The following is a 12650-nucleotide window of genomic DNA, read 5'->3' on the forward strand; positions in this document are numbered from 1 at the left end:
CGCATGCCGGGTGGTGTGGGAGGGGTGGAGCCTCATGGCTCCCCCCTATCCCGATTACCGGACGCTTCCGATATGTCCGGTCCCCGGAAAGCCCTGTCAAAACTCCGTCATTGGCTCTTGGTGAGTCTAAAATGTCGGGCTTAAGATGCTGATAAATAGTAATAAAAAGGTGTTGGCCTGCTGATTGCTTAGGCTTGCTCAACAGAGTCTCGGTTGAGAATTCCCAGAGCAAAGCTGCCCTTCCCGGGGGCAGAGCCAGGAGTAAGATATGGTTCAGCGTGCCGACATCAACAGCGTTTTGTCCGATATCCGGTCCCTGCGTTCACAGATGATGCAGAACCAGCGAGTCGAACAGGATCAATCGGTTCGTGGCCGGATTGACGGCCCGCGCCAGACCCAGGAAACGCAGGAAACCCCGAGTTTCAGCGATATGCTGGGCAAGGCAGTCAACAACGTGAACGATCTTCAGAAGAGCGCCAGCGATCTTCGCACCGCCTACGACATGGGCGATCCCAACGTGGATATTACCCGGGTGATGATTGCCGCCCAGAAATCCTCTGTTTCCTTCGAGGCACTGACCCAGGTTCGTAACCGGGTGGTTCGGGCCTACGAAGACATTATGAACATGCCGATCTGATAACGGAGCAGAGTGATGGCCAGCGTACCTGCAGAAACCAATGCCTCCAACGTGCCCGCGGCCCGTGAGGGCGACGCGCCGGAGAGCCGGAGCGACCTGTTCCTGGGCTTCAACCGCCTGAACCTGCTGCGTCAGATCGGCCTGATGGTGGGGCTTGCCGCCAGCGTCGCGCTTGGTCTCGCTGTTGTGCTCTGGGCCCAGGAACCCAATTACCAGCCTGTGGTGGGCGACCTTTCCTCCTATAACCCCCAGGATGTCACCAGCATTCTCGACAGCAACGGCATTGACTATAAGATGGATCCCCGTACCGGCGCGCTGCTGGTGCCTTCCGAACAGGTTTACAATGCCCGCCTGAAGCTGGCCGCCGAAGGCGTAACGGACCAGAAAACCATGGGCTATGAGCTGCTGGACCAGGAGCGCGGCCTGGGTACCTCCCAGTTTATGGAAACCATCAGCTACCGCCGCGGTCTTGAGGGTGAGCTGGCCCGCACCATTGCCAGTATGCGCGGTGTGCGCAACGCCCGGGTGCACCTGGCCATTCCCGAGCGCTCGGTGTTCGTGCGTGACGCCCGTGATCCTTCCGCCTCGGTATTTCTGGAAGTGTTTGCCGGCCGTCGCCCGGAACAGGAGCAGATCAGTGCGATCGTCAACCTGGTGGCGGGCAGCGTGCCCATGATGACCAAGGACCAGGTGACCGTTGTCGACCAGAACGGCAACCTGCTCACCGGTATGGAAAGCAAGGGTGACGCCGACCGTATGCAGGACCAGTACGAATACACCGCCAAGGTCGAGGAGCGACTGACCCGCCGTGTGGCGTCCCTGATTGCGCCGATCGTTGGCGATGGTCGCTATCGCGCCGAGGTCTCGGCGGATCTGGATTTCTCATCCGTTGAGCAGGCAGAGGAACTGTTCAACCCGGAACAGCAAGCGGTGCGTAGCGAGCGGGAGCTTACCGAGCAGCGGGCGACCGGCGCACCGGGTGGTATTCCGGGTGCACTGTCCAACCAGCCGCCGGCCGACGCCACCGTGCCCGAGCAGGCCGCCGGTGCCGAAGGTGAGGAAGGCGCCGCAGCGCAGCCGGTAAACGTGCGCAGGGAGTCCACCCGCAACTATGAAATGGACCGCACTGTCAGCTACGTGCGCCAGGAACTTGGTCGGATCAAGCGGGTAACGGTTGCCCTGGCCGTGGATGACATGAAAGTGGTGGATCCCCAGACCGGCGAAGTCAGCTATCAACCCTGGCCGGAGCAGGAACTGCAGCGCCTGAGTATGCTGGTACGTGACGCCGTGGGCTATTCCGCTGCCCGCGGAGACAGTGTGACCGTTATGAACACTGCCTTTGCGCCTGAGGAGACTGTGGAATTCGAAGCGCCCGGCTTCTGGGAACAACCCTGGTTCTGGGACCTGATGAAGCAGGTGCTGGCGGGACTGGTGATTCTGGTGCTGGTGCTTGGCCTGCTGCGCCCGACGCTCAAGAGCCTGTCCGGTGGCGGTCAGAGAGCGCGCGGTCTGGATACCTCCGACAGCGGCTATGGCGGGCTGGACGAGATTGAGGGTGGCGACGAGTTGCGCAAGGCCATGTCGTCCCAGGATGACCTGCTTTTGCCGGGCGCTACGGACAGTTATGATAGACAACTGAATGCACTGAAAGGGCTGATCGCGGAAGACCCGGCGAGGGTTGCCCAGGTGATGCGCCAGTGGGTGAACGTCGATGACTGAACAAGCCAACCAGCAGGGGGCCGGTACCCCGCAGAAACCCCAGCGGAAGATTCCCCGGGTTGAACAGGCCGCCATCCTGCTGATGTCTCTGGGTGAGGCCGACGCCGCCGAAGTGCTCAAGCACATGGGGCCGAAGGAGGTTCAGCGGGTAGGCGTTGCCATGGCCCAGATGAAGGACGTCAGCAAGGACGACGTGACCTTCGTATTGAACCAGTTCGTGGACGCCGTTGGCGGCCAGACTGGTCTGGGCGTGGGTAACGATGAATACATCCGCGCCATGCTCACCCAAGCCCTGGGCGATGACAAGGCCGCCAGCCTGATTGACCGGATTCTCATCGGTGGCAACACCACCGGCCTCGACACCCTCAAGTGGATGGAACCCCGCGCTGTTGGCGACATTATCCGCTATGAGCACCCGCAGATTCAGGCGATCGTGATTTCCTACCTTGATCCGGACCAGGCCGCGGAAATCCTCGCCACTCTGGATGACAAGGTGCGTCTTGATGTCATGATGCGGGTAGCCTCGCTGCAGAGCATCCAGCCCCAGGCCCTGCAGGAGCTCAACGATATCCTCGAGAAGCAGTTCTCCGGTGGCGCGGCTTCCCAGACCAGTCGGATCGGGGGTGTCAAGCGGGCTGCGGACATCATGAACTTCATGGATCGCAGCATTGAGGGCAGCCTGATGGATTCCATCAAGGACATGGATCCGGACCTGGCCAGCACCATCGAAGACCTGATGTTCGTGTTCGACAACCTCAAAGAGGTGGACGACCGCGGTATTCAGGCGCTGCTGCGCGAAGTGTCCTCGGAAGTCCTGGTGGTGGCCCTGAAGGGTGCCGACGACGAAGTGCAGGAGAAGATCTTCAAGAACATGTCCAAGCGTGCCGCGGAATTACTGCAGGATGACCTTGAGGCCAAGGGGCCGGTCAAGGTCAGCGAAGTGGAAGCGGCCCAGAAGGACATCATCACCATCGCCCGACGCATGGCCGAGGCCGGAGAGATCTCCCTCGGTGGTGCCGGTGAAGAAATGATGTAATGAAAGATTCCACCCGCGACCGCAACCGCATTCCCAAGGAGCAGCTGACAGCCTATGAGCGCTGGGAGCTGCCGTTGCTTGATGAGCGGGGAAACGAAGTGCCCCGCGAGGAAGAGCGTGATGTCAAACCGTTGACGGCGGCGGACATCGAGGAAATTCGCAGAGCCGCCCGCGAGGACGGTTACAACGAAGGCCGCGAACAGGGCTATGAGGCCGGGTTTGCTGAGGGCCGGGAGTCGGGTCACAAAGAGGGGCTGGACTCCGGTCTCGCGGAGGGTCGAGAGCAGGGCAAGGGCCAGGGCTACGACGATGCCCGCAAGGAAATTGACACCAAGCTGGATCGCCTGGAGCACCTGCTCGGGGAGCTGCTGTTGCCAATCAAGCGCCATGAGGATGAGCTCGAGACCGCACTGGTCAACCTGACCACTGTGCTGGCAAGAGCCGTGGTTTACCGCGAGCTCACTCTGGATTCCTCCCAGATCCAGCAGGTGGTTCGCCGGGCAATGGAATCCCTGCCTTCCACTGCCGATAATATCCGCATCCGTGTCCACCCCGACGACGTTGAACTGGTGCGAGAGGTTGCCGGGCGCCTGGATGCGTCGGCCGCCGTTGTCGAAGACAGTAGTATTCTGCCGGGTGGCTGCCAGGTTGAAACCCGCCACAGCCTCGTGGACTTCACGGTTGAGAAGCGATTCCAGCGTGCGGTTCAGGGCATGCTGGACCAGCAGATGGAAGGCAGCGAAGGCGGTGAAACCGAAGAACTCGACTCCCTGATGGAGGACCTGACCGGTTTCCATCGCGACGTTCTGGATTCCACTGAGCAGGACGCCTCCGGAGACGACGATGACCTCGACTCTCGCTGAACGCCTGAACCGGTTTCAGGATTATCTTGGCACCGGACCCGAACCCGAATTATCCGGCCGCCTGACCCGCATGGTTGGTCTGACCCTCGAATGCGTGGGTTGCCCCATGGTGGTGGGCGACCGCTGTGTCATTTTTGGCCAAAGCGCAGGCAACGTGGAAGCAGAGGTGGTGGGCTTTGAGGACGACAAGGTCTACCTGATGCCGTTGACGGCCATTGAAGGGCTCCGGCCCGGTGCCCGGGTGGTGCCACTGTCGGCAGCGAGCCGCGTGCCGGTGGGCCCGCAGCTGCTTGGCCGGGTGGTGGACGGCAGCGGCGAGCCGCTTGATGGCAAGGGCCCGCTTCAGGCCGAGGCCCGGGTGTCCTTGACCGGCGATATCATTAACCCGCTCAACCGTGCGCCTGTACGCCAGTCCATGGACGTCGGCATTCGCGCCATCAACGCGCTGATGACCGTAGGGCAGGGGCAGCGTCTTGGCCTGTTCGCCGGCAGTGGTGTGGGTAAGAGTATGCTCCTGGGCATGATGACACGCTTCACCGATGCCGACATCACGGTGGTGGGCCTGATTGGCGAGCGGGGTCGTGAGGTCAAGGAATTCATCGAGGATATCCTCGGCGACGAGGGCCTGGCGCGTTCTGTGGTGGTGGCGGCGCCGGCCGACGACTCACCGCTGATGCGTCTGCGGGCTGCCATGCTGACCACACGGATTGCCGAGTATTACCGGGACCAGGGCAAGCGGGTGCTGTTGCTGATGGACTCCCTGACCCGTTATGCCCAGGCCCAGCGGGAAATTGCGCTGGCGGTTGGCGAGCCACCCGCGACCAAAGGCTATCCGCCCTCGGTGTTTGCCAAGTTGCCGCAGCTGGTTGAACGTACCGGTAACGGCCGCCCCGGTGGTGGCTCGATCACCGCTTTCTACACGGTTCTCACCGAGGGTGATGACCAGCAGGATCCGATTGCGGACGCCGCAAGGGCGATTCTCGACGGCCACATCGTGCTGTCCAGGCGCCTGGCAGAGGAAGGACACTATCCGGCCATCGACGTGGAGGCCTCCATCAGCCGGGTGATGCCCCAGGTTACCGAAACCGAGCATTTTTCGCGCGCCCAGCGTTTCAAGCAGGTGTACTCCCGGTATCAACAGGCCCGGGACCTGATTTCCGTGGGGGCCTACGTGAAGGGCTCGGATCCGGAAACCGATTTCGCCATCACCCACATTGGCAACATGCGCCAGTTCCTGCAGCAGGGGCTGAACGAGAGCGCGCCCCTGGGCGAGAGTATCGAACAGTTACTCGCGGTGGTGCCAGAACGCCGGTCGCCCGAGCGGCGCCGGTCGGCTGTGCCCAATCCCTCGGGTACCGGCGGCGGAGGTGAGGCCTGATGCTTCGGTCCCGTCGTCTGGAAGTGGTTCTGACCCTTGAGGAGCGAAAGGAGCAGGAAGCCCTGGAGCGCATGGGAGAAGCCAGGAAGCAGGTTGAGCAACAGCGTGAACAGGTTGAGAACCTGCATCGTTACCAGCAGGAATACCGTGACCAGATCCGTAACAGTCAGCAGGGCGTGGTTCAGGTGACCCGTCTGCAGGCCTGGCAGGCCTTCATTGCCCAGCTAGACCAGGTGATTCGCCAGCAGCAGAAGCAGCTGGAACAGGCCGAAAAGGTGTTCGAGGCGCGCAAGAAAGCGTGGCAGGAGGCCTGGGAGCGACGGCGCGGCATGGAGAAGTACATCGAAAGCTGTCGGCAGCAGGAGCAGCGAGAGCAGGACCTGCGAGAGCAGAAACTGGCTGACGAAGCGGCCGTGCGGGCCTTTCAGCGCCGGCAGCGCTGAAATACCAGAACCGCCGGCGCAAAATGGATGCAAATCCGGTCAACTCAGCTATCCTTTACCGGTAAGGGATAGCGGGTGGACGCCCGCGGAAACATTGCTCGTGATGCCCATGGAGGTTTGGAATGCCGATTCAGACGCGCCGCGATGATAACGGTCAGACCCTTGTTATCAGCATTGAAGGGCGTTTTGATTTCAGCACTCACCAGGCCTTCAGGGATGCCTACGAGCACGGTGACCCTTCCGTGCAGGATTACATCGTGGATCTGTCCGAAACCACCTACCTCGACAGTTCCGCCCTGGGTATGCTGCTGTTACTCCGGGACTACGCGGGGGGCGACAATGCCCGGGTTGTCATTGAGAACTGCAACAGCGACGTGCGGCGGATTCTCTCCATTTCCAATTTCGAGCAGCTGTTCCAGATTCGCTGATGCCCGAGCTCTTCCGGAGTTCTCATGGATGATTCCGTTGCAGAACACGGCCCTCTCAGGATCCTGATTGCCGACGATTCCGACAGCGACCGGCTCATTCTAAAGACGCTGCTAAAACGCCTGGGGCATGACGTGGTGGATGTAACCAACGGCTCTGACGCCGTTGACCGCTTCCGGGAGTTGTCGCCCGATCTGGTCTTGCTGGATGCCCTGATGCCGGTGATGGATGGTATGGAGGCCGCCCGTCAGATCAAGGACCTGGCCGGCGAGAAGCTGGTTCCCGTCATTTTCCTGACTTCCCTTTCCGAAGCCGGTGCCCTGGCTCGATGCCTGGAGGCCGGAGGCGACGATTTCCTCGGAAAACCCTACAACCGCATAATTATTGAAGCCAAGATCAAAGCTTTCAACCGGATGCGGCTTATGCACCAGACGCTGTCCAACCAGAGAGACCTGATCCGTGAGCGCAACCGGCAGTTAACCGAGGAGCAGGAGGTTGCCAAGCGGGTGTTCGATAACGTTGCACACTCCGGCTGTCTGGATGCCGACAATATCCGCTATCACGCTTCCCCCCAGTCAATCTTCAATGGCGATGTCTTGTTTGCCTCCCCCAGGCCTTCGGGCGGCATGCTGGTATTCATGGGCGATTTCACGGGCCATGGCCTGCCGGCGGCCATCGGCGCCATGCCGGTGGCGGAGATTTTCTATGGCATGTCCAGCAAAGGCTTCAACGGCCAGGACGTGCTCAAGGAAATCAACCAGAAACTCAAGCGTATTCTACCCACAGGCATGTTCTGCTGCGGTGCCATGATCGAGGCGGATTTCAAGCACAACCAGCTCCAGGTATGGAACGGAGGGTTGCCGGATGGCTGGTTGGTACGGGGTAACGGAGAATCCGAGCTGCTATCCTCCCGCCATCTGCCGCTGGGTATCCTTGCCCCCGAGGCGTTCGATGCCGAATTTGAACGGATCGGAACCCGGCTAGGGGACCGGCTACTGATGATGACAGACGGCTTCCTGGAGGCGGTCAATGCGGATGGTCGGGTGTTTGGTGAGGCAGGGGTTCGGGATACCCTGAGCTCAGTCAATCGCGAGACGCATCCGTTCGATGCCCTCATGTCGGCGGTGCGGGAGTTCAAGGGGAGCCCCGGTGATGGCGACGATCTCACCCTGTGCTGCCTGGATATGAGCGATGAGACGGGCATGCCCTCCCTGACGGATAGGGTAACGCCTTCCGCCCTGGCAGGTCCGGCGGAATGGCGGTGCAGTTACGAGGTGCGTGAGCAGACCCTGGGTGAATTCAGTCCGCTGCCTTTGCTGCTGCATATCTGTATGGAGGTGCCCGGGCTGCGTCGTAAGAGCGGCGAAATCTATACCATGCTGGCGGAACTCTACAACAACGCCCTGGAGCACGGTGTGCTCAAGCTGCCGTCGGAGTGGAAGCAATCCCGGGACGGCTTCGGCCAGTATTACGCGGAACGCCGGCGGCGCCTGGCTGAAGTTGACGGCCACTACATCCGCTTTACCCTGCATCACTCACTGAAAGACGGGGGTGGCAGGCTACGCATTATCTGCGAAGACAGTGGTCAGGGGTTCGACTTCCACAATCACCCCGGGCTGGGAACCGAGGGGCTGCCGCTGAGCAGAGGGCACTACTCTGGTCGGGGATTACTCCTGCTCAGGCGTCTTGCCGAGTCGATCCGGTTTCATGGTCGCGGCAATCATGTTGAAATTGTGTACGATTGGCATTTTTCCGAGACCTCCGGGCAATAGGGGGTTACGGTATTGAACACACAAGGAGAGTTGGTCATGGGTGACAAACCACACCTAGATGAAGAGGCTCTGGCGGAACTCCAGGATGTGATGGAGGACGAATTCGAAGTTCTGATCCAGACCTATCTTGCCGATTCACAGGATCGCATTCATAGTCTTCGGCAGGCGCTGGAGGCGGATGATTGCGACGCCTTTACCAAAACCGCCCACAGTTTCAAGGGCAGCTGTATCAACATCGGAGCGCCCAGGCTCGGGGAGCTCTGTCGGCAGGCGGAGCAAACCGGGAGGGCGTCAAGGCTTGATGAGGCACCCGCGTTACTGGACGCCATAGACACCGAATTCCGGCAGGTCACACAGAGGCTGCACGCGCTTCTGGTAAGCTGAAACGATCCATGGCATCACATTTGCTTTGACTATCGCATAACGGAACAAACCGCCTCTACCACGGCTACAAACCGGCAAGGTAAGGGCGATCATGCGATAAAAGCGGCAAGAGGTTGCCATGGCCCAGATGGTTCTCCCCCAAACCCCCGCGCCCGGGACCCACAAGGATCCCGGCCCGTCAAAGTCTGTTTCCAGCCAGGATCCGGCCGACAGGAAAAACGATTTCGAATCTGTCTCAAAGGCGGAACAGCAGCGTCTTGATCGCAAGCAGGCCGAGCGCAAAGACGCTGAAAAAGCCCAGGACGCAAAAGCCCGGGACGCAGAAGCCCGGGAAAAGACCAGTGAATCCCGGCAGGAGTCGCCCAATCAGGCAAAGGCCGGCGAAACCTCCGGCAATGCGGCGTCCAGGGACGCGCAGGCCAGTAACGGGCCTCAGGAGACGCAAGACACTGCAGAACCTGTGCCGGCGGACGCACTGGCGGCAGGGAACGGTGAATTGGCTGTGGACCCACTGCTGTTACCGCTCACCTTTGCTGAACTGCAAAGCCTCGTGAACCCCCAGGGTGCCCGCGCAATGGAAGCGCCCGCGGTGGCAGCCGGACTACAGAACGCCATGAACGGCCAACTCAGAGAGAGCGGGCTTCAGACAGCGTCGCAGGGCTCGCTGAACGGATTGCGCGGCGTTGCCACCGGCCAGACAATTCCAGGGAATCCCAGCGCGGTGCAGGATGGGCCTACGGCAGAATCGCTGAAAGCGTCACTGGTGACCGAGCTGGGCCGTAACCCGGATGCGGGCTCGCTGCCTGCTAACGGTCGATTCCAGTCGGCCATGGATCTGGTGTCCCAGCAGGCGGCCGGCGGAAACAACACGGCCCGTCTGACGCCAGAAACAGCCGCACCCCTCCGTGGCTATGCCACCTCCATTGATGTGCCGGTTGGTCACGCCGAATGGGGTGACAAGCTGGTAGGTAAGTTGAGCTGGCTCACCGCCAGAAACATGTCGGTTGCCGAAATTCACCTGACGCCACCGGACATGGGGCCCATGGAAGTCAAGGTACGCGTCCAGAACGAGCAGGCCAGCATCACGGTACACTCTGCCAATCCGGTGGTGCGTGACCAGCTTGAACTGAACTCCCACCGCCTGCGTGACATGCTGAGCGAGCAGGGGCTGTCCCTGGCCGGCTTTGATGTCTCGGATTCGCCCCAGCAGCAGTCCGGCCAGCAGGAGACTGCTGACGGCCAGGCCGCCGGGGGCACCGGCACCGCTCTCGTTGACGGGGATCCGGACGCCGATGGTAGCCACGCCCATACCCTGGATCTCAGCTGGAAGGGCGAAGTGGACATCTTCGCCTGATCGTTTGTCCTGCCTCTTCCAAACTCCTTTGCCCATCCTTCCCTGCAACGCTAAACTGCGGTTCTGAACGGGAAGGCTGGGTGTTCTGGCCCGCCCTTTGCATCCACTCCTGAAAAGTCGCGGAAAAGCGCTTCCGCCGACGGATTTCTGGCAAAGCGGACACTATGGCTGAAAACAACGAAACTCAGGCGGCGCCTGCCAAGAAGGGTAAACTCAATCTGATCATCATGCTGGTTGTAGTGGTGATTCTGGCCATCGTACTGTCGGTAGTAGGAACCCTATGGTTCCTCGGCGGCGGGTTGCCGGGCATGGGCGATGACTCCGGCGAAGGGCAAGAGGTCGCCGAGGAGACGTTTACCCCGAGCAATTACCATGTCCTGGACAAGGCGGTGGTTACTACCGTCCAGGCGGAAGGCCGGCAACGTTACGGCCAGGTTCACCTGGCGCTGGAGTCTGGCAGTCCCCAGGCCCTCGAGGCGGCCATGCTGCATATGCCCCTGATCCGGAGCCAACTGGTGATGGTGCTTGGCAGCAGCGACTTCAACAATCTCCAGACACCGGAAGGACGCCAGGCACTGGCTGACCGTATGCTGGCCACCGTGAACCAGGTGCTGGAACAGGAAGGCGAGGCCCCGATCAAGCGGGTGTTGTTCACGAACTTTGTTGTGCAATAGGGCACTAGCCAGGCATATCAGGGGCAGGACTAAACATGCAGGACTTGTTATCACAGGATGAAATCGATGCGCTCCTCCACGGTGTGGACGACGGCGACATTGATACCTACGAAGAAACCGACGATACAGGTGTAAAGTCCTACGACCTCTCCAGTCAGGACCGCATTGTCCGGGGACGGATGCCGACCCTGGAAATGATCAATGAACGTTTTGCCCGCTATACCCGGATCAGCCTGTTCAACCTGATGCGCCGAAACGCGGACGTCTCCACCGGGGGTGTCCAGATCATGAAGTTTGGCGAATACATCCACACCCTGTACGTGCCCACCAGCCTCAACCTGTGCAAGGTTCGCCCATTGCGCGGCACCTCCCTGTTTGTGCTCGACGCCAAACTGGTCTTCAAGCTGGTGGACAACTTCTTCGGGGGCGAGGGTCGCCATGCCAAGATCGAGGGACGGGAATTCACACCCACTGAAACCCGTATCGTGCAGATGGTTCTCGACCAGGTATTCCACGATATGAAGGAAGCCTGGCACGCGGTGCTGAAGGTAGACTTTGAGTACCTCAGTTCCGAGGTGAATCCTGCCATGGCCAATATTGTGAGTCCTAGCGAGGTGGTGGTGGTCAGCACCTTCCACATCGAGCTGGACGGTGGCGGGGGCGAACTGCATTTTGCCTTGCCGTACTCGATGATTGAGCCCATCCGGGACGTTCTCGACGCCGGTGTTCAGAGTGACATCGACGACGTGGACGAGCGCTGGGTGAATGCCCTCCAGGAAGACATCAAGGACGTGAGCGTGCCCATCAATACCACGGTCTGTCGGCGGAGGATCTCCCTGCGGGATATCGCCAAGCTGAAAGCCGGCGACATCATTCCCGTGGAAATTCCGGAGCAGTTGACGGTGACCGCCAACGGAATTCCCATCTACAAGGCCACGCTGGGTACCCGTGACGGAAAACTGGCACTGAAAGTTCAAGAACGGGCAACGCTGCCCAAGGTCAAGAAACAACTCAAGGTGGGACGTAATGGCTGACGACGACAAGAAAGACGAGCAGGAGCTCAGCGAAGACGAGAAGCTGGCCGCCGAGTGGGAAGCCGCCATGGAGGAATCCGGCGATGATGGTGACCGCGAGGACGAGTGGGCCGCTGCCATGGCCGAGGCCGGTGAGTCGGAAGACGACGACGTCCAGGCGGCGCCAATGGAAGAGTTTGGTCAGGACAGCAGTCTCGCCAAGGGCGGTGGTCAGGCGCCGGACATTGATGTGATTCTCGATATCCCGGTGACCATTTCCATGGAAGTCGGCAACACGCAGATTCCCATCCGAAACCTGCTGCAACTGAATCAGGGATCGGTGATTGAACTCGACAGACTGGCCGGTGAGCCCCTGGATGTGCTGGTAAACGGCACCCTGATCGCCCACGGCGAGGTGGTCATGGTCAACGAGAAATTCGGCATTCGCCTGACCGACGTGATCAGCCCGGGCGAACGCATCAAACGGCTGCAGAAATAACATGCGATTCTCTTTGCCGGGCGCTCTGGCGCTGTTTGTCACCGCTCCTGCCTGGGCGCAGGAGGCCGCGAACACGGCCGCGAAGCAGGCGCCAGTGCGGGCGCCCGACACCCTGGGCACCATCGTCAGCCTTGGATTGGGGCTGGTGGCCGTGGTTGCCGTGATCTATGGCTGCGCCTGGATCATCCGGCGAATGAATGGCATGACGGGCATGAACAACAACGCCATCAAGGTGGTCTCCGTGATGGCTATTGGCGCCCGCGAACGCATTGCGCTGATCGAGGTGGGGGGGCAGCAGATACTGCTTGGCATCACGCCTTCTGCCATTCGCACGCTGCACGTATTCGACGAACCTGTGGTCGATGCCAGTGCCGCCGGCTCCGGGGATTTTGCCCGAAAGCTGCAGGGCATGATCGGTAAGTCCTGGACCTCGCCGACAAGGAATGACTAGG

The 12650-nt window shown here is 60.6% G+C and carries 14 protein-coding genes; all 14 read left to right on the top strand.

Going from position 1 to position 12650, the window contains the following annotated elements; genetic code table 11:
* Positions 1 to 268 precede the first annotated feature (268 nt).
* The 14 genes from fliE to fliO all read left to right on the top strand — a co-directional run bounded on the left by fliE (position 269) and on the right by fliO (position 12649).
* Positions 269 to 637, top strand: a complete 369-nt coding sequence (gene fliE, locus ACFC20_RS09295; RefSeq protein ID WP_375192751.1) for a flagellar hook-basal body complex protein FliE — start codon at positions 269 to 271, stop codon at positions 635 to 637.
* 15 nt (positions 638 to 652) lie between these two features.
* Complete coding sequence (fliF, locus tag ACFC20_RS09300; protein WP_375192752.1) at positions 653 to 2356, top strand: flagellar basal-body MS-ring/collar protein FliF; 1704 nt, start codon at positions 653 to 655, stop codon at positions 2354 to 2356.
* Positions 2349 to 3392, top strand: a complete 1044-nt coding sequence (gene fliG, locus ACFC20_RS09305; protein ID WP_375192753.1) for a flagellar motor switch protein FliG — start codon at positions 2349 to 2351, stop codon at positions 3390 to 3392. Before fliF ends, fliG begins: the two co-directional genes overlap by 8 nt.
* Positions 3392 to 4255: a flagellar assembly protein FliH gene (locus ACFC20_RS09310; protein WP_375192754.1), complete on the top strand. Its 864-nt coding sequence runs from the start codon at positions 3392 to 3394 to the stop codon at positions 4253 to 4255. Before fliG ends, ACFC20_RS09310 begins: the two co-directional genes overlap by 1 nt.
* Positions 4236 to 5633, top strand: a complete 1398-nt coding sequence (gene fliI / locus ACFC20_RS09315; RefSeq protein WP_375192755.1) for a flagellar protein export ATPase FliI — start codon at positions 4236 to 4238, stop codon at positions 5631 to 5633. Before ACFC20_RS09310 ends, fliI begins: the two co-directional genes overlap by 20 nt.
* Positions 5633 to 6076, top strand: coding sequence for a flagellar export protein FliJ (gene fliJ / locus ACFC20_RS09320; protein WP_375192756.1), 444 nt, complete (start codon positions 5633 to 5635; stop codon positions 6074 to 6076). Before fliI ends, fliJ begins: the two co-directional genes overlap by 1 nt.
* Positions 6077 to 6198: 122 nt before the next feature.
* Complete coding sequence (locus ACFC20_RS09325) at positions 6199 to 6504, top strand: STAS domain-containing protein (RefSeq protein ID WP_375192757.1); 306 nt, start codon at positions 6199 to 6201, stop codon at positions 6502 to 6504.
* Between the two features lie 24 nt (positions 6505 to 6528).
* Entirely contained in the window at positions 6529 to 8274 is a 1746-nt protein-coding gene (locus tag ACFC20_RS09330) for a PP2C family protein-serine/threonine phosphatase (RefSeq protein WP_375192758.1), read from the top strand.
* A gap of 36 nt (positions 8275 to 8310) precedes the next feature.
* Positions 8311 to 8658 carry an Hpt domain-containing protein gene (locus tag ACFC20_RS09335; protein WP_375192759.1) on the top strand — a complete coding sequence of 116 codons (348 nt, stop codon included), beginning with the start codon at positions 8311 to 8313 and terminating at the stop codon, positions 8656 to 8658.
* A 118-nt stretch (positions 8659 to 8776) separates the two neighbouring features.
* Positions 8777 to 10012, top strand: a complete 1236-nt coding sequence (locus tag ACFC20_RS09340) for a flagellar hook-length control protein FliK (RefSeq protein WP_375192760.1) — start codon at positions 8777 to 8779, stop codon at positions 10010 to 10012.
* Between the two features lie 164 nt (positions 10013 to 10176).
* On the top strand, positions 10177 to 10686 hold the full coding sequence (gene fliL / locus ACFC20_RS09345; RefSeq protein ID WP_375192761.1) for a flagellar basal body-associated protein FliL: 510 nt from the start codon (positions 10177 to 10179) through the stop codon (positions 10684 to 10686).
* Between the two features lie 35 nt (positions 10687 to 10721).
* Complete coding sequence (gene fliM, locus ACFC20_RS09350; RefSeq protein ID WP_375192762.1) at positions 10722 to 11720, top strand: flagellar motor switch protein FliM; 999 nt, start codon at positions 10722 to 10724, stop codon at positions 11718 to 11720.
* Complete coding sequence (gene fliN, locus ACFC20_RS09355; RefSeq protein WP_091986376.1) at positions 11713 to 12198, top strand: flagellar motor switch protein FliN; 486 nt, start codon at positions 11713 to 11715, stop codon at positions 12196 to 12198. Before fliM ends, fliN begins: the two co-directional genes overlap by 8 nt.
* A 1-nt stretch (position 12199) precedes the next feature.
* Positions 12200 to 12649, top strand: a complete 450-nt coding sequence (gene fliO / locus ACFC20_RS09360; RefSeq protein ID WP_091986373.1) for a flagellar biosynthetic protein FliO — start codon at positions 12200 to 12202, stop codon at positions 12647 to 12649.
* Position 12650 lies beyond the last annotated feature (1 nt).

Source organism: Marinobacter sp., from assembly GCF_041984545.1.
GTDB lineage: Bacteria > Pseudomonadota > Gammaproteobacteria > Pseudomonadales > Oleiphilaceae > Marinobacter.